The following is a 17,484-nucleotide window of genomic DNA, read 5'->3' as shown; positions in this document are numbered from 1 at the left end:
TTTATCCTTTGCGGTAGCGATGAGGAGTGAAGGGTAAGGGGTTGATATCGATCGGGATTTTTGTCCCGCGAACGTCGGCGAAGAGTTTCGTGCCCGGCTTGGCCAGGGACGCCGAGGCATAGCCCATGGCGACGGGATGCCCGGCCGAGGGGCCGAAGCCACCGGAGGTGACATGGCCGGCCGGATTGCCATCGGCGTCGAACAGGGCAGCGCCGGCGCGCACCGGCTGGCGGCCCTCCGGCTTCAGGCCGACGCGCTTTTGCACCGGGCCACGCTCCAGGATTGCCCGTAGCGCGTCAGCGCCGATGAAGGATCCGCTGGCACGTAGACCCTTGGGAATCGCCCACATCAGGCCGGCACTGGCCGGATCGATTTCCGGCGTAATGTCCTGGCCATGCAGGCAGAGCCCAGCCTCCAGCCGCAGCGAGTCGCGGGCGGCAAGGCCGACCCACAGCACGCGCTCGTCTTCGAGCAATTTCGCAGCCAGAGCCCGCGCATCCGCTTCCGGCAGGCCGATCTCGAAGCCGTCCTCGCCGGTATAGCCGGAGCGGCTCATGAACCAGTTCTGCTTCGGCTCGATGCCGTGCATGAACAGAAGCGAGCCGGTCTCGATGCCGGCGCGGGACAGGGCGGCCCAGGCTTCCGGCCCCTGGATCGCCAGGAAGACGCGGTCGAGCGCATCGACCTTCACATCGAAATCGGCCGCCAGCGCGCGCAGATGCTTCTCGTCCTCGACAGCATTGCCGGCATTGGCGACGACCATGAACCTGCTGTCGCCGAGCCGGGTGACGATCAGGTCGTCGATGATGCCGCCGGCTTCGTTGAGGAAAAAGGTGTATTTGGACTGGGAGATGTCGAGCGCGCCGGCATCGACCGGGCAGGCGCGGTCGAGCAGGGACACAGTGCCGGGTCCGCTGACTTCGAACAGCTTCATATGCGAAATGTCGAACAGGCCGGCATGTTCGCGGGTGTGAAGGTGCTCCTTCATCACGCCGGCCGGATAGGTCAGCGGCATCGACCAGCCGGCAAAGGCGCCGAAGCGCGCGCCGGCGGTGGTGTGCAAATCCTCGAGGGGTAGGTGTTTGGTGTCGTCGCCCGTCATGTCATCTCCAGAGTCGCACGCAATCGGCCGCTGCTGGCGACCAGTCCGTGCCCCTCTGTCTGAAGCCTGAGAGACTCGCGCAACCGGAACTCTGTCGGCGACGCTTACACCTTCGGCGCGGGGGGCAAGCCCCGACTTTCCAGAGTGTCTTTCCCGTCTACGGTTCTTTTGCCTGAGAGATTTCGGGCGATTTCCCCTTCGGCGGCAGCTCACGCTGCTCTCTCCCGCAAACAGGTAGGACTCAGACCCTGAGCCCTCGACGCGCCATCCATAGCTTGTCGGCGACTCCTTGTCACCTGCCTGCGACATCAAAGGTGTATCGATATTCAGGTGATGCCGGCCTGCAAACGCTGGCCTCCTGCGCTTCCGGTGCTCACGTACTTGAGTACGCTCCGCTCCGGTTCCCGGAGACCAATCATTTTCGTCTCGGCCCGACCTGAATCTCGATACACCTTACAGCGCTCTGGGGTTAGCAAGCCTTCGCTAACCACGCCGTTTGCCGGTTTTTCAAGACACTGCTGATAGTTTGGCCGGCAATTGCGTTTGGGCGCGGCGGATGGGGACTGACAAATGGGCGAACGGATCGGGAGCGCGCCGGTGGCGGGGCTGAGTGCGAAGGATCGCATCACGGCGCAAGACGTCGTCATGCTGCGCCGCGAGGTGTTCGCCGATGGCGTGGTGACCCGTGGCGAGGCCGAGGCGTTGTTCGCGCTCGACGCGACGGCAACGGACAAATGCCAGGAATGGCCGCCCTTCTTCGTCGAAGCAGTCACCGATTACATCGTCCACCAGGAGAAACCGGCCGGGTATATCTCGCAGGACAATGCCGACTGGCTGATCCAGACGATCTCGCGCGACGGCATGGTCGACGGTCTCACCGAGCTGGAGCTCCTGGTGCATGTGCTGGAAAAGGCGAGATCATCGCCCGGTCGGCTGTCCGCCTATGCGCTGGAACAGGTCGCCAACGCGGTTGTCGACGGCAAGGGACCGCTGATGCTCGGTGGTGCGCTGGTTCCCGGACTGATCGCCAAGGCCGAAGTCGACCTGTTGCGCCGCATCCTTTATGCCTATGGCGGCGACGGCAACATCGCCGTTACCCGCACCGAGGCCGAGGTGCTGTTCAGGATCAACGAGCAGACTGCGGCGGGCGACAATGATCCGTCCTGGAACGAACTGTTCGTCAAGGCGATCGCCAATTTCGTCATGTGTTCGGCCGGCTACGAAGCGCCGACGCGCGAGGCTGCCTTGCGCCGTGACAGCTTCTTCGAAAAGGCCGAACCCGAAATCGGCAGCTTTTTCAGCCGAATGCTGTCAGGCGGGCTCGCCGGCATCATGGAAGCCTATCGCTCGCCCGGTGATATCGAGGCCGAGTGGGAATCGAAGAATCGCGCCGCCGAAGCGCTCGCCCGTCGCGCCGAAACGATCGACGCCGACGAGGCGAAATGGCTGGCCGAACGCATTGGCACCGACCGCCCGCTGCACGACAATGAACGCGCGCTGCTGACGCTGATCAAGCACGCCTCGCCGGAGATCCATCCGGCGCTCAAGCCACTGCTCGACAAGGTGGCCTGACCGACCAGCGTCGCCGCTCGTTTTTGGCAAGCCGGACAACACCCTGTCAGTTTCGACAGGGTTCTTCGGCGATGAATCTGCTCTACCGTTGAGTGGGGACGTCCACTCTTGGGGAGAACACCACATGAAAATGCTTCGTAACATGCTTGCTCTTGCATGTGCCGTCGGCCTTGGCTCGACGGCTTTCGCCGGCGGGATCACGCCGGAAAAACAGGCCGACGCGCGCACCAAAGTCGAGACGGCGGTCGCGTTGGCCAACATCGCCAAGGCCGACAAGGACGGCGAGGCGATGCTGGTTGCGGCCAGGATGCTGGCCGAGGCGGGACCGGTGGCCGAGCAGGGCGCCAAGATGACGGACGGCAAGCCGACATTCATCGACGCCGGCAAGATGGCGGCGATGGCCAAAGAACTGGGCGCCGACGCAAAGAAGGCGGACGCCGTTGCAAGCATGGCCACGTCAGGCGAAACGGCCCGCAGCGACGGCTACTGGTACTACAGCTGTGATTCCTACAACAACTGCCAGTGGATTTACGCCGGCTATTGAGCGGGGCCAGGGCCAGGGCGTAACCGGTCGGCTCGTGGTCCTCCGCGGGCCGACCGGCATTTTCGGTGTGACGTTCAGATGCCGCCATACCAATCGTAGCCATTGTCTTCCCAGTAGCCACCGCGGCCGCCACCGACATTGGCAAAGCTGTCGACGAGCTCGATCTTGTAGAGGTATTTCGGCATCTTGTAGCCGAGCTGGCGTTCGACGCGCACGCGCAGCGGCGCGCCGTTTTCGACCGGTAGCGGCTTGCCGTTGACGCCGTAGGCCAGGATCGTCTGCGGATGGCGGGCATCGATCAGGTCGATGGTGCCGTAATATTTGATCTCGCCGGAGAGGCTGCGGTCGATCGTGTCGAGGCAGTGGAACATGACGTAGCGCGCCTGCGGCTTGACCACCGCCTGGTCGAGCACCAGCGACAGCGGTGTGCCGGTCCATTTGGCGATGCAGCTCCAGCCCTCGACGCAGTCGTGACGGGTGATCTGAGTGCGGCTCGGCATGTTCTGCAGCTGCTCGCGGCTGAGCGACAGCGGCTTTTCGACCAGACCCGTCACCTCCAGCCGCCAGTCGGCGAAATTGTTGGCAAGCAGGCCTTTGTAGGTGTCGTCGTCGGGAGCGGTGACGCCATTCGGCCGTTGCGGCTGGCGGATGTCGGCCTCGGAAAATTCCGGCGCCAGCGCGTCGCGGCCGGCAAGCAGGCGCTGAGCGCGATAGGTCAGGCCATTGGCGTTTTCGAGGAAACTGCGCAGGCCGTCGCCCATGCCGAGCTGGCTGTCGAAGGCATCGCAACCCGACAGCATGATGCCGGAAACGCCTAGGCTGGCGCCGGTCAGGAATTTGCGGCGGCTGATCTGGAACTTGGCCATCTTACGCACTCCTCTCGGTGTCGCCATGCGTTGGAGGATCGGTGCGGTACCAGCCGGTGATGATCGAGCGCAGTTCGTTGATCGGGCCGGCGGCGAGGATCATCAGCATGTGGATGATGAAAAACCCGACCAGCAGCACCATCACCGTAAAATGGATGGTGCGCGCCGTCTGCCTGCCGCCGAGCACTTCGTTGAGCCAGGGTAGCACCGAGTTCATGCTTGGCGACATGGCAAGACCGGTGATGATCATCAGCGGCAACAGCACGAACAGCACGCCGCCATAAGCCATTTTCTGCAACGTGTTGTATTCGCGGGTGTGGTGAAACCTGAGTTTGGCGTGGTCGATAATGTCCTGCGGCAGGCGCTTGAGATCATCCAGGCGCGGCGCCAGATCGCGGCGCAAATGGCCGTTGATGAGGCTGGCGACCAGCCAGACGACCAAAGTGGTGGTCAATATCCAGGCGAAGAAGAAATGCACGACGCGAGCGGTGCCGAGGTCGTAGTAGGACGGGATCGTCGCCCAGGAGGGGAAGGCGCGCGAGCTCTGCTGCCCGGCCGGCCCCGACCAGCCGAGCACGCCGGTGGTGTCGAAGCGATGGCCGAAGAGTTCGGTATAGCCGCGTGGGCCGGTCGCGGTGTTTTCGGCGCCGATGGCAAAGACGGTGTTGTTGTATCCGAAGCCGGATTGCTTGCCGATGTAGAGCTGCGGGCGGGCGTTAAAGATCTGCAGGCCGGACAACAGCATGAAGAACAGCGAGATGGCCCACAACCAATGCGTCAGCCGCGTCCAGCGCGACTGCCGGTAGATCAGTGTCGTAACCTTCGGCGTAGTGGCATCAGCCCCGATGCTGGGCTGACTCATGGCAACGGATTCCATGGTTCCTGGTCTCCTGGCTGCGCGATCTCGCGCTTGTCGTTCTCCTCCCAATACGTCGCTATCGAAAGCGATGTTTCATGCGATCACGTTTTTATTACGGGCACGCTGTTACGGTGGGGTCGGATTGCCAAGGCTGACCGCGAGATTGACGACGGCAGCGACGATGACCGTGTTGAAGAAGAACGACAGGATCGAATGGACAAGCACGACGCGGCGCATGTGTGAGGTCGTGATCGCCGTGTCGGCAGTCTGCGCGGTCATCCCGATCACCGTCGCGAAATAAAGGAAATCCCAGCCCTCAGGCCGTTTGCTGCCGGGAAACTCGAGGCCGCCGACCGGCATTTTCTTCTTGGTTTCGGTATCGATTGCGTCGCCGTCCATCCAGTAGACGTGGGCGTAGTGAAGCGCGGCCATGGCATGGATGGTGAACCAGCCAAGCGGGACAGACAGCATCGCGATACCCAGCTCGATCGGGTCGCGGTTCTTGTGGTTGATCAGCAGGAACAAAAGGACGATGGCGATGCTGACGACACCGAGCGTGATGGCAAAGATGCCCAGCACCGGCAGGTCGACCTCGCGCGCATTCTTGCTGAGATAGCGACCGGACAGCAGCGGCATCTTGGCGAGGACGAGTGCGATGAAGACGACGAAGAAGGCGTCGGCAGCGACCGAGACGGAATAGGCAAGCGGCAAGCCCGCGATCAGGGCGATAACCAATGCCGGCAGACCGACGCAAGCCGACACCAGGAATTGCTTGTGCCGGTGCAGCGGGTTCGTGATGGGGATGTCTGTTGCCATGGGCCGGCCTCGGGTGCCGTTTCTATTCCGGTGTGACGGATTTCAGCGCGCGCCGCAAGATACGGTCGAGTTCGCCCAGGAAGCGCGAGCGGTCCTGCGGTGCAAAGCTGGCATTGTAGCCCTTGCTCTCGCCTGTCTCGCGCAAATGCTGCTTCAAGTCGCGCATGGCCACCGCCATGCCGATGGTTTCGGGCGTGAGCGGGCGACCGGTCGGCCCAAGCACATGGGCGCCGAGCGCCACCGCGCGAGCGGCAAGCGGAATGTCGGCGGTGATCACGATGTCGTTGGATTTCGCGTTGTCGACGATCCAGTCGTCAGCGGCGTCGGCACCCTTCGAAACGACGACGTTGCGGATCATCGGGTCGCGGGAGGGACGAAGCCCGCCATTGGAGACGTAAGTGACGACGACGCCGTGGCGCTCGGCGACCTTTTCGACCTCGGCTTTCACCGGGCAGGCATCGGCGTCGACATAAATGGCGGGTGCGGGCATTGTCTCTCCAAACGAACATGGGGCCGGCGTGTTACCCGGCCCCATGCCAGAAATCTTGGCTCGTCAGGCCGGCAACGCGCCCGACTTCTTCGCCGTCCAGGTGGCGATGTAGTCCATCAGGCCGGGATTGAGGCAGTCATAGGGTTCGAGTCCGATCGACTTCAACTGGGAGCGAATGCCGTCCATGCGCTTCGGATCGACACCGGATTCGATGATCGACGAGACGAAAGCCGTGAAGCCTGGCGGTGACCAGCCATCTTCCTCAAAACGCTCGGGATGGATGAAGGACAGGCCCTTGAACGGATGGTCGCGCTCGACCGGGCCGTGCATGTGGACGCCGCAGCCGGTGCAGGCATGGCGCTGGATGAGGGCAGAGGGATCGACCACTTTCAGCTTGTCGCCGTTCTCGGTGACGGTGACGTCGCCGGTACCGGCGACGGCCACGACCGAGAACACCGCGCCTTCGGGCTTCCAGCATTTGGTGCAGCCGCAGGCATGGTTGTGGGCGATCTGGCCCTTGACCTTCACCTTCACCGGCTTGCTGGTGCAGGCGCAGACCAGCGTGCCGCCGGCAAAGCTCGCGCTTTCCTTGGGCAGCCCATTGTCGATTTTCGGATGCAGTTTTTCCGGCATTTTCTTCCTCCCTTGTTGAACCCGTGCAACTTCAGTCGCTGGCCCTTCGGTCGGCGGCTTTCTCCTCAGTAAACGACGACGCTTCGGATCGACTTGCCCTCATGCATGAGGTCAAAGCCCTTGTTGATGTCTTCCAGCTTCAGCAGATGAGTGATCATCGGGTCGATCTGGATCTTGCCGTCCATGTACCAGTCGACGATTTTCGGCACGTCGGTGCGGCCGCGCGCGCCGCCGAAGGCGGTACCCATCCAGGTGCGGCCGGTGACGAGCTGGAATGGCCGGGTCGAAATCTCCTGGCCGGCGCCGGCGACACCGATGATGACCGACTTGCCCCAGCCGCGATGCGAGGCTTCCAGCGCCTGGCGCATCACCTTGGTGTTGCCGGTGCAGTCGAATGTGTAATCGGCGCCGCCGATCTGGTCGGCGCCGCGCTTGGTCATGTTGACCAGATGCGGGACGATGTCGCCGTCGATCTCCTTGGGATTGACGAAATGCGTCATGCCGAAGCGCTCACCCCATTCCTTCTTGTCGTTGTTGAGATCAACACCGATGATCATGTCGGCGCCGGCGAGCTTCAGGCCCTGGATGACATTGAGGCCGATGCCGCCGAGGCCGAAGACGACGGCGGTCGCACCTTGCTCGACTTTGGCCGTGTTGATGACTGCGCCGATGCCGGTGGTGACGCCGCAGCCGATGTAGCAGATCTTGTCGAAGGGGGCGTCGGGATTGACCTTGGCGACCGCGATCTCGGGCAGCACGGTGAAGTTGGAGAAGGTCGAGCAGCCCATATAGTGAAAGATCTTGTCCTTGCCGATCGAGAAGCGCGACGAGCCATCCGGCATCAGTCCCTGGCCCTGCGTAGCGCGGATGGCGGTGCAGAGGTTGGTCTTGCGCGACAGGCAGGACGGGCACTGCCGGCATTCGGGCGTGTAGAGCGGAATGACGTGGTCGCCTTTCTTGACCGAGGTGACGCCCTTGCCGACATCGACGACGACGCCAGCGCCCTCATGGCCGAGGATCGCCGGGAACAGGCCTTCGGGATCGGCGCCCGACAAAGTGAACTCGTCGGTGTGGCAAATGCCGGTCGCCTTGATCTCGACCAGCACTTCGCCCTCGCGCGGTCCGTCGAGCTCGACCTCCATGATCTCCAGCGGCTTTCCGGCGGCAACAGCGACAGCGGCGCGCGTTTTCATCAGACAATTCCTCCCATGCGATTTTGGCTCCAAGGTTTCAGCATTTTCATGCTGTTTCAACCCGCTTTGACGACGAACGATGACGCAAAATCATGTGATAGCGCAAAATCATTCGTTCAATTTTCGGCCGCCACGCCATTCGGCTCCCGCAGGATCGTATCGGCAGGCTTATCCGCTCCTTTGCAAGCTGGACGCTGCCGTCCGTCGAGCAATGCTTGAGCCCACGTGCCGAAGCCCATAAGAAGGGAGAAAGACCCGAGGGAACGCCTTTGATGTTCACGAAAATCCTGATCGCCAATCGCGGCGAGATCGCTTGCCGTGTGATCAAGACGGCGCGCAAGATGGGGATTGCCACCGTCGCGGTCTATTCCGACGCCGATCGCGACGCCGTGCATGTCGAAATGGCCGACGAAGCCGTGCATATCGGACCGTCGCCCGCCGCGCAAAGCTATCTCCTGCCGAAAAAGATCATCGCCGCCTGCAAGGAGACTGGGGCGCAGGCCGTCCATCCCGGCTACGGCTTTCTGTCGGAGCGAGCCGCCTTCTGCGAGGCACTGGAAGCGGAAGGCATCGTCTTCATTGGCCCAAAACCCAAAGCGATCAAGGCGATGGGCGACAAGATCGAGTCGAAGAAGTTCGCCAATGCCGCGAAGGTTTCCACAGTGCCCGGCTGGCTCGGCGTCATCGAAAATGCCGACCATGCCGAAAAGATCGCCGGCGAGATCGGCTACCCCGTGATGATCAAGGCTTCGGCCGGCGGCGGGGGCAAGGGCATGCGCATCGCCTGGAGCCAGTCGGAGGTGCGCGACGGTTTTGATCGGGCGCGCTCGGAGGCGAAAAGCTCGTTCGGCGACGACCGCGTCTTCATCGAGAAGTTCGTCGTCGATCCGCGCCATATCGAGATCCAGGTGCTGGCCGACGCGCATGGCACCGCGCTCTATCTCGGCGAGCGCGAATGCTCGATCCAACGCCGCAACCAGAAGGTCGCGGAAGAAGCGCCGTCGCCGTTCCTCGATGCCAAAACCAGGAAGGCGATGGGCGAGCAGGCCGTGGCACTGGCCAAGGCCGTCGACTATCAGAGCGCCGGCACCGTCGAGTTCATCGTCGATGCTGAAAAGAACTTCTATTTCCTTGAAATGAATACACGATTGCAGGTCGAGCATCCGGTGACGGAACTCATCACCGGCATCGATCTGGTCGAGCAGATGATCCGCGTCGCGGCCGGCGAAAAGCTGGCTTTGAAGCAAAGCGACGTCAAGCTGAACGGTTGGGCGGTGGAAAGCCGGCTCTATGCCGAGGATCCCTATCGCAACTTCCTGCCGTCGATCGGCCGGTTGACGCGCTACCGGCCGCCTGAGGAGGGTACTTTTGGCGTCATAGTCATCCGCAACGATACCGGCGTCACCGAAGGCTCCGAGATTTCGATGTTCTATGACCCGATGGTGGCCAAACTCTGCACCTGGGCGCCGACTCGTATCGAGGCGATCGATGCCATGTCGGAGGCGCTCGACAGTTTCGTCGTCGACGGCATCGAGCACAACATTCCGTTTCTGGCAGCGCTGATGCAGCATCCGCGCTGGCGCGAAGGGCGGATATCGACGGGCTTCATTGCCGAGGAATATCCGGACGGCTTCGCGCCGATTGTACCCGACGCCGAAGAAAGGGCGGTGCTGGCGGCGATCGCCACGGCCGTCGAGCTTCTGCGCCGCGACCGGCTCGACCGGCTGGGTGGGCGGCTGGCGCCGCATTCGGGCGCGCTCAAGCGCGACTGGGTGGTGAAGATCGGTGAGGATTACCTCCAGGCTTCGATCATGGAAGGCATGATCTCCATTCCGATGGAAATCGACCTGTCGGTCGATGGCGGCAAGGCGCTGACGGTGACGTCCGACTGGCGGCCGGGCGATCTGATCTGGAGCGGCACGGTCGGTGGCCGGAAAGTCACAGCGCAGATCCGGCCGCTGCCGAACGGCCTGCGCATCGCCTGGAAAGGCATGTCGGTGAACGCTCGCGCCATGTTGCCGCGCACGGCGGAGCTGGAACGGCTGATGCCGGAGAAGGTGGCGCCGGACACGTCCAAGATGCTGCTTTGCCCGATGCCTGGCCTGGTCGTGTCGATTGCGGTTGCCGAAGGGCAGGAGGTCAAGGCGGGCGAAACGCTGGCCGTGGTCGAGGCAATGAAGATGGAAAACGTGCTGCGCGCCGATCGTGATCTAGTCGTGTCGAAGCTCAACGCCAAGCCGGGCGACAGCCTCGCGGTCGATGCAGTGATCATGGAGTTCGCCTGAGAATTCGACGTGGAGATTTGGACATGGCGAAGCTCGTCTTTGGAATGAACCAGTCCCTGGATGGCTATGTCGATCACGATCATGATGAGATGAAGACGGGCCCCGCGCTGTTCGATCACTGGATCCGGCACGTACGCGACCTCTCCGGCAGTGTGTATGGGCGGCGCATGTATGAGACGATGCGGTACTGGGATGAAGACCGTCCAGAATGGGGCACGGCGCAACGCGATTTCGCGGCGGCGTGGCGGCGCCAACCAAAATGGGTCGTATCGCGTTCGCTGAGATCGGTCGGTCCCAACGCCACCTTGGTCGAGGGCGACCTAGAGAAAGTGGTACGCGGGTTGAAGGCTCAACTGCCTGGAGAGATTACCGTTTCCGGGCCGGATCTCGCGCGAAGCCTCACCGACCTAGGTCTGATAGATGAATACCGGCTCTACCTCCACCCCGTCGTGCTTGGCCACGGCAAACCATTCTTCGCCGGGCCGAGGCCACCGCTGCGTCTTGTGTCCACCGATCGCGTTGATGAGGACGTAATCAGGTTGACATACGTTCCTGCTTGATCGCGTGGATTTCCCGGCAAGACACTGGCGAGGCGCGTACGGGTAGCCGCCGTGGAGCATCGTAGTTTTGGGGGACGGAGGGTCGTTTCGCTGGCAGTCGGTGCGGCGGACGACTAGATTAGCCTCAAACCGAGATTCTCAAACACCAGCAGGGCCTGACCGGGTGGCAGACGCAACAACGACACGCGATCCGTTGAAAAAGGAAGCCATTGAAAGGGCAAGCCGGCCCGAAAGGCCGGCGCGGCCGTTCATCCATCTGCGCGTGCATTCCGCGTACTCGCTGCTCGAAGGCGCCTTGCAGGTCGCCGCCGTTGTCGGTCATGCCGTCAAGGACGAATGCCCGGCCATTGCCATTACCGACACCAACAATCTGTTCGGCGCGCTGGAATTTGCCCAGAAAGCGGTGAAGGAGGGTATCCAGCCGATCATCGGCTGCCAGATCGATCTCGCTTTTTCCGGCGAGACCAGTGACGCGCAGCGCGACCGGCGCCGCAGTGGGCCGGATATTCATGCCGTGGTGCTGATCGCCGCCACCGAGGCCGGCTACGCCAATCTGGTCAGACTGGTCAGCCAGGTCTATCTGGAGACGCCGCCGGGCGAGGCGGTTCATCTGACGACCACGATGTTGGAGGGCCATAGCGATGGCCTGATCTGCCTCAGCGGCGGCCCGCGCGGCCCGATCGGCCGGGCGCTGAAGGAAGATCGCCGCGACCTCGCCGAAGCGAGACTTCTGGCGCTCAAGGCGCTGTTTGGCGACCGGCTCTATGTCGAACTGGACCGTGTCTCCGGCTATGACCGCGCCATCGAGAAATCGACAGTCGATCTTGCCTATGTCCATGATTTGCCGCTGGTCGCCACCAATGAGGCGTTCTTTTCCGCCCGTGACGACTATGACGCGCATGACGCGCTGATCGCGATTGCCGAGGGTTCGGTCGTCGCCGCCGACAACCGCCGCCGGCTGACATCGGATAATTTCCTGCGCAGCCAGGCCGACATGGCACGGCTGTTCGCCGATTTGCCGGAAGCGATCGACAACACCGTCGAGATCGCGCTGCGCTGCTCCTACTATCCCAAGAACCGCAACCCGATCCTGCCGCGCTTTACCGGCGGCGATGTCGCCGACAATGAGGTGGCGCTGAAGGCCGAGGCCGACGAACTGCGCCGCCAGGCCCAAGAGGGGCTGGAGGCGCGGCTGGCGGCGCATGGGCCCACTGCCGGCTATACGGTCGAGCAGTATCGCGAGCGGCTCGATTTCGAGCTTTCCATCATCGAGAAGATGAAATTCCCCGGCTACTTCCTGATCGTCGCCGACTTCATCAAATGGGCGAAGGCGCAAGGCATTCCGGTCGGGCCGGGCCGCGGTTCAGGCGCCGGATCGCTGGTTGCCTATTCCACCACCATCACCGACATCGACCCGCTACGCTTCTCCTTGCTGTTCGAGCGCTTCCTCAATCCCGACCGCGTGTCGATGCCCGACTTCGACATCGACTTCTGCCAGGACCGGCGCGAAGAGGTGATCCGCTACGTCCAGCAGAAATACGGCCGCGACCAGGTGGGACAGATCATCACCTTCGGTACGCTGCAGGCGCGCGCCGTGCTGCGCGACGTCGGCCGTGTGCTGCAGATGCCGTACGGCCAGGTCGACAAGCTGTCCAAGATGGTGCCGCAAAACCCGGCCAATCCGGTGAAGCTTGCGGACGCCATTGCCAACGAGCCGCGCTTTGCCGAGGAGGCGGAGAAAGAGCCGATCGTGCAGACGCTGCTCGATATGGCGCAGAAGCTGGAAGGGCTCTACCGCCATGCTTCGACGCACGCCGCCGGCATCGTCATCGGCGACCGGCCTTTGTCGGAACTGGTTCCGATGTACCGCGATCCGCGCTCCGACATGCCGGTCACCCAGTTCAACATGAAATATGTCGAGCAGGCCGGGCTGGTGAAGTTCGACTTCCTGGGCCTGAAGACGCTGACGGTGTTGGAGACGGCGGTCAAGCTGATCCGACGCCGCAGCATCGAGATCGACCTGGCGACGATCCCGCTCGACGATCCCGACACCTACGCCATGCTGTCGCGCGGCGAAGTGGTCGGCGTGTTCCAGGTGGAAAGTGCCGGCATGCGCAAGGCGCTGATCGGCATGCGGCCCGACTGCATCGAGGACATCATCGCGCTGGTGGCGCTCTACCGCCCCGGTCCGATGGAGAACATCCCGACCTACAACGCCAGAAAGCATGGCGAGGAGGAGATGGCGTCGATCCATCCCAAGATCGACCATCTGGTGAAGGAGACGCAAGGCGTCATCGTCTACCAGGAACAGGTCATGCAGATCGCGCAGGAGCTGTCGGGCTATTCGCTCGGCGAAGCCGACCTGCTGCGCCGCGCCATGGGCAAGAAGATCCGCGCCGAGATGGACAAGCAGCGCGAGCGCTTCGTCTCTGGTGCTGTCGAGCGCGGTGTCGGCAAGCCGCAGGCCGACTTCATCTTCGACCTTTTGGCCAAGTTTGCCGACTACGGCTTCAACAAGTCGCACGCCGCGGCTTACGCCGTGGTTTCCTACCAGACGGCCTATCTCAAGGCGCATTATCCCGTCGAATTCCTGGCGGCGTCGATGACGCTCGACATGGGCAACACCGACAAGCTCGCCGATTTCCGTCAGGATGCGCTGCGCCTCGGCATCGAGGTGGTGGCACCGTCGGTGATGACCAGCTTCCGCAATTTCGAGGTCGGTGAGAACCGCATCTACTATTCTCTTGCCGCGCTGAAGGGCGTTGGCGACGCGGCGGTCGAACACATTGTCGCGATGCGCGGTGAAAAGCCGTTCAAGAACCTCGCCGATTTCTGCGAACGGGTCGACCCGAAGATCGTTGGCAAGCGCGTCTTCGAAAGCCTGATCATGGCCGGCGCGCTCGACTGCTTCGGTCACGACCGCGCCCAGATGATGGCCGGTGTCGAGCGGATGATGGGGCTGGCCTCGCTGGCGCAGCAGAACGCCGTCTCCGGCCAGGCCGACATTTTCGGCGCGTCGCTGGGTGCGCAGCAGCAGGCGCTCAACCTGCCGCAGACCGATCCGTGGCTTGCCGCCGACCGGCTGCACCGCGAATTCCAGGTGGTCGGCTTCTATCTCTCGGCGCATCCGCTTGATGAATACAAGGCCGCACTGCAGAAGATGCGGGTGCAGAACTGGGGCGAGTTCTCGGCTGCTGTCAAACGCGGAGCTGCCGCCGGGCGGCTGGCCGGCACCGTCACAACCAAGCAGGAGCGCAAGACCCGCACTGGCAACAAGATGGGCGTCATCGCCTTTTCCGACACGTCGGGCCAGTATGAAGCCGTGCTGTTTTCCGAGGGGCTGGCGCAATATCGCGACCTGCTCGAGCCTGGCCGCTCGGTGGTGATCACCGTTTCGGCCGAAGACAGGCCGGAGGGCGTCAATCTGCGCATCCAGACGGTGCAGTCGCTGGAGGATGAGGCGAGCCGCATCCAGAAGGCGCTGCGCATTTTCGTGCGCGATGCGGCCCCCATCGGCATGCTGGCCGGCCAGTTGGCCGTGAAGGGCGAAGGCCAGGTCAGCTTCGTGCTGATCAAGGAGGCCGGGCAGGGCGAGGTCGAGATCGAATTGCCCAACCGCTACCGCATCTCGCCGCAGGTGGCCTCTGCGATGCGCGCGGTGCCGGGTGTGGTGGAAGTGGAGTTGGTGTAGCCATTTTCGGCAAAGCCAGTTTACCGCCAAGGGTATAGTCTATAGCGTCGACCCGTGGGCACCGTCTCATCGAACCGATAACCAGAAGCCGAACCGCTGAGGTGGCACCGTCCATCGAGCGGAGCGGGTTTCAATCTTCGAGGTTTACGATGAACGACGCCAAAGCCATCCGTTTCGGCCGTATAGCCGCCATGTTGCCTGTCACTGACATGCAACGGGCCACCGCCTTCTATTGCGGCGTGCTCGGCTTTTCCAAGACATTCGAGAATGGCAATCCGGTCGGCTTCATGATCCTGGAGCGCGACGATGCCGAGTTGCATCTGACCCTGCAGAAGGATCACCGCGCCGTGCATTTCAACGTCGCGCATATGATGGTTGGCGACGTCGATGCCATGCACGATGCCTGCAAGACCCACGGCCTGCGGATCGTCAAAGGTCTTCGCGATCATGACTATGGCCTGCGCGCCTTCGTCTTCGAGGATCCCGATGGCAATCGCATCGACGTCGGCCAACGCATCGCGACGTGACGCTGTTCTGGGCCTGACATCGCGGCCTGTAGGGCCAGCGTGGCGGGCATGGTTGAAGTGAAGCTCCTTTGAACCACATGCGTTGAGCACGAACTTCAAAGGAATGCACACTCATGCCCAGCCGCGAACGCGTTGAAGCCTTCCTCAAGGAGGTGGTCGAAGGCAGCCACGTCAAGGCGATCGCCGATTTCTACCATGACGATGCGACCATGCAGGAGAATCTCGGCGTCCCGCGGCGGGGCAAGGAAACGCTGATGGCGCATGAGCAGGCGGCACTGGACCGGATCCAGAGGATGCACACGCATCCGGTTCAGGCATTCCTGGTCGATGGCGACCATGTCGCGATCCGCTGGACCTTCGACAGGATCGACAAGGCTGGCACCGTGCGGCGGCTGGAAGAGGTGGCCCTGCAGCGCTGGCGCGGCGACCGGATCGCCGAGGAGCGGTTCGTCTATGATACCGCCTCGGCATGGCGCCTTGTCGGGCCTGACGGCAACGTCGTGGAAGGCTGACGACGTTCACCGGCCAGCCAACGCCTACTGGACGTCCTCGGCCGCGGACGCTACGCACTGGAGATGAAAGCGGACAAGGACGGATTGCAGCAAAACTCGGCCGTGGCGCGGCTGCGCGACAGGCTGCGCAAGCTTTATCATGGGCATACGCCTGCGGCTTTCCGGTTCCAACTGGCGGCCGTAACCATCGACCTCGCCATCATCGCTTTCTTCATCGCCACGCCCGTGCTCCAGGACAAGCCGTCCTTCCTGTGGCTCGATTACTCCGTGGCGGTGCTGGTCGCAGCCGATCTGATTGCCCGGCTGCTCGCCTGCACCGACATGCTGCGGCTGATGAAACAGCCGACATTCTGGATTGATGCCTTCATCCTGTTGACGCTGCTGATGCCGACGGCGCTGGCAAACCTGGCGTTCCTGCGCATCCTGCGACTGTGGTCGCTGTCGCGCAGCGGCTCGCTGTGGCGGCATTTCGAGATGCGTGGCCTGAAGCCATGGCGCGAGGCGAGCCAGGCGGTGATCAACCTCTTGACCTTCCTCTTCATCATTACCGGCTTCGTCTACACCTTCTTCTTTCGCAGCGGGGCCGGTTTCGAAAACTATGTCGACGCGCTCTATTTCACCGTCGCCACGGTGACCACGACCGGCTTCGGCGACATCGTGCTGCCGGGCGTTGCGGGCAAGCTGACGGCGATCGCCACCATGATCATCGGCATATCGCTGTTCGTCAGGCTGGCGCAGGCGCTTTTCCGCCCGACAAAAGTGTTCTTTCCCTGTCCGCAATGCGGGTTGCAGCGGCACGAACCGGATGCCGTGCACTGTAAGGCCTGCGGACATCTGCTCAACATACCTGATGAGGGGAATTGACCGGCCGCTACGACGCCGCCACTTCGGCCGGCTTTGGCGCCTTGCGTTGCAGGTTGAGCAGGTTGCCCATCAGGATCAGCAGGGCGCCCCCGGCGGTAAAAATGTCAATCTGCTCGCTGTAGAGCAGCCAGCCGACGAGCGCCGACAGCGGCACGCGCAGGAAATCCATTGGCGAGATGATGGTGGCGTCGGCATAGACCAGCGCGCGGGCCAGGCAGAAATGCGACGACATGCCGGTGAAGGCGATGACGACAATCCATGGCCAGAGCGCCAGCGAGGGGTTGCGCCATTCATAGAGCGCCGGCACGAGGCCGACCGCCGACTGGATGACCAGCATCCAGAAGATGATGCGCACGACACTGTCCGTGCGCGTCAGCGATTTCACCAGCACCAGCGAAATACCGAAGCAGACCGCGGCGCCGAGAACCACGAGATGGCCCGGATCCATGGAGCCGACGCCAGGGCGCACGATGACCACCACGCCGATCAGGCCGAGCACGATTGCCGCTAGCCTCGGCCGTGACAGTTTTTCGCCAAGGAAGCTTACGGCAAGGATGGCCGTCCAGATCGGCGTGGTGAATTCGATCGAGATCAGCACCGCAAGCGGGATCAGTGTCAGCGCATAGAGCCATGCCGCCTGGCCGGTATAGTGGATGACGTTGCGGGCGATATGGGCCAGCGGGCGCTCGGTGCGCATCGCGGCGAAGCCGCCGCTCATCATCACCAGCGGCAACAGGATGAAAAAGCCGATCACCGAGCGCAGTTCGAGCACCTGGAAGACGTTGAGCTCCGCGGTCGTGGCGCGGCCGGCGACCGACATCGCCAGGAATGACGTGATCGACAGCGCCATCCAGAAGGCGGCCTTGGGGATCGAGGGTGCAGGGGCCATCCGCGCTATGTCGCAAGACGGCGGCCGCGCCGCAACCGTTAGTCGAGGCATTCGACTGGGCCAGCGGGGCGGTGTAGAAAA

At 62.8% G+C, this 17,484-nt stretch carries 16 protein-coding genes and 1 riboswitch; of the genes, 8 read left to right on the top strand and 8 right to left on the bottom strand.

Features of this window, described 5'->3' with window-relative positions; genetic code table 11:
- Position 1 precedes the first annotated feature (1 nt).
- On the bottom strand, positions 2–1,102 hold the full coding sequence (gcvT, locus tag AC1DYC_RS07965) for a glycine cleavage system aminomethyltransferase GcvT (protein WP_477405260.1): 1,101 nt from the start codon (positions 1,100–1,102) through the stop codon (positions 2–4).
- Between the two features lie 150 nt (positions 1,103–1,252).
- Positions 1,253–1,339, bottom strand: a riboswitch (glycine riboswitch).
- Positions 1,340–1,672: 333 nt separating this feature from the next.
- Here gcvT and AC1DYC_RS07960 point away from each other — a divergent pair.
- A complete protein-coding gene (locus AC1DYC_RS07960; protein WP_477405258.1) occupies positions 1,673–2,674 on the top strand; it encodes a hypothetical protein in 1,002 nt (333 codons plus the stop codon).
- 124 nt (positions 2,675–2,798) lie between these two features.
- Positions 2,799–3,218 carry a hypothetical protein gene (locus AC1DYC_RS07955; protein ID WP_477405256.1) on the top strand — a complete coding sequence of 140 codons (420 nt, stop codon included), beginning with the start codon at positions 2,799–2,801 and terminating at the stop codon, positions 3,216–3,218.
- Between the two features lie 74 nt (positions 3,219–3,292).
- On the opposite strand, the gene AC1DYC_RS07950 is transcribed toward AC1DYC_RS07955, so the two are convergent.
- From AC1DYC_RS07950 to AC1DYC_RS07925, 6 genes are all read right to left on the bottom strand, one after another.
- Positions 3,293–4,084 carry a molybdopterin-binding protein gene (locus tag AC1DYC_RS07950; protein ID WP_477405254.1) on the bottom strand — a complete coding sequence of 264 codons (792 nt, stop codon included), beginning with the start codon at positions 4,082–4,084 and terminating at the stop codon, positions 3,293–3,295.
- Between the two features lies 1 nt (position 4,085).
- On the bottom strand, positions 4,086–4,946 hold the full coding sequence (locus AC1DYC_RS07945) for a cytochrome b/b6 domain-containing protein (RefSeq protein WP_477405252.1): 861 nt from the start codon (positions 4,944–4,946) through the stop codon (positions 4,086–4,088).
- A 123-nt stretch (positions 4,947–5,069) separates the two neighbouring features.
- Positions 5,070–5,759, bottom strand: coding sequence for a DUF1345 domain-containing protein (locus tag AC1DYC_RS07940; protein WP_477405250.1), 690 nt, complete (start codon positions 5,757–5,759; stop codon positions 5,070–5,072).
- Positions 5,760–5,781: 22 nt separating this feature from the next.
- Positions 5,782–6,249, bottom strand: a complete 468-nt coding sequence (locus AC1DYC_RS07935) for a YaiI/YqxD family protein (RefSeq protein WP_477405248.1) — start codon at positions 6,247–6,249, stop codon at positions 5,782–5,784.
- 63 nt (positions 6,250–6,312) lie between these two features.
- Complete coding sequence (gfa, locus tag AC1DYC_RS07930; RefSeq protein ID WP_454574132.1) at positions 6,313–6,882, bottom strand: S-(hydroxymethyl)glutathione synthase; 570 nt, start codon at positions 6,880–6,882, stop codon at positions 6,313–6,315.
- Between the two features lie 65 nt (positions 6,883–6,947).
- Positions 6,948–8,075 carry an S-(hydroxymethyl)glutathione dehydrogenase/class III alcohol dehydrogenase gene (locus AC1DYC_RS07925; RefSeq protein WP_477405246.1) on the bottom strand — a complete coding sequence of 376 codons (1,128 nt, stop codon included), beginning with the start codon at positions 8,073–8,075 and terminating at the stop codon, positions 6,948–6,950.
- A 272-nt stretch (positions 8,076–8,347) separates the two neighbouring features.
- On the opposite strand from AC1DYC_RS07925, the gene AC1DYC_RS07920 reads away from it, so the two are divergent.
- The 6 genes from AC1DYC_RS07920 to AC1DYC_RS07895 all read left to right on the top strand — a co-directional run bounded on the left by AC1DYC_RS07920 (position 8,348) and on the right by AC1DYC_RS07895 (position 16,514).
- A complete protein-coding gene (locus tag AC1DYC_RS07920) occupies positions 8,348–10,360 on the top strand; it encodes an acetyl-CoA carboxylase biotin carboxylase subunit (protein WP_477405244.1) in 2,013 nt (670 codons plus the stop codon).
- Between the two features lie 23 nt (positions 10,361–10,383).
- On the top strand, positions 10,384–10,920 hold the full coding sequence (locus AC1DYC_RS07915) for a dihydrofolate reductase family protein (RefSeq protein WP_477405242.1): 537 nt from the start codon (positions 10,384–10,386) through the stop codon (positions 10,918–10,920).
- Between the two features lie 193 nt (positions 10,921–11,113).
- Positions 11,114–14,611 carry a DNA polymerase III subunit alpha gene (gene dnaE, locus AC1DYC_RS07910; RefSeq protein WP_477408203.1) on the top strand — a complete coding sequence of 1,166 codons (3,498 nt, stop codon included), beginning with the start codon at positions 11,114–11,116 and terminating at the stop codon, positions 14,609–14,611.
- Between the two features lie 149 nt (positions 14,612–14,760).
- Positions 14,761–15,138 carry a glyoxalase superfamily protein gene (locus AC1DYC_RS07905; protein ID WP_477405241.1) on the top strand — a complete coding sequence of 126 codons (378 nt, stop codon included), beginning with the start codon at positions 14,761–14,763 and terminating at the stop codon, positions 15,136–15,138.
- Between the two features lie 113 nt (positions 15,139–15,251).
- A complete protein-coding gene (locus AC1DYC_RS07900; protein ID WP_477405239.1) occupies positions 15,252–15,650 on the top strand; it encodes a nuclear transport factor 2 family protein in 399 nt (132 codons plus the stop codon).
- A gap of 63 nt (positions 15,651–15,713) precedes the next feature.
- Positions 15,714–16,514, top strand: a complete 801-nt coding sequence (locus AC1DYC_RS07895) for a potassium channel family protein (protein ID WP_477405237.1) — start codon at positions 15,714–15,716, stop codon at positions 16,512–16,514.
- Between the two features lie 7 nt (positions 16,515–16,521).
- Here the strand turns inward: AC1DYC_RS07895 and AC1DYC_RS07890 are convergent, their stop codons facing one another.
- Complete coding sequence (locus tag AC1DYC_RS07890; protein WP_477405235.1) at positions 16,522–17,403, bottom strand: DMT family transporter; 882 nt, start codon at positions 17,401–17,403, stop codon at positions 16,522–16,524.
- Positions 17,404–17,484 lie beyond the last annotated feature (81 nt).

It is taken from the genome of Mesorhizobium sp. P2_E7, from assembly GCF_056403855.1.
This window is presented reverse-complemented; position numbering and strand designations above follow the sequence as displayed.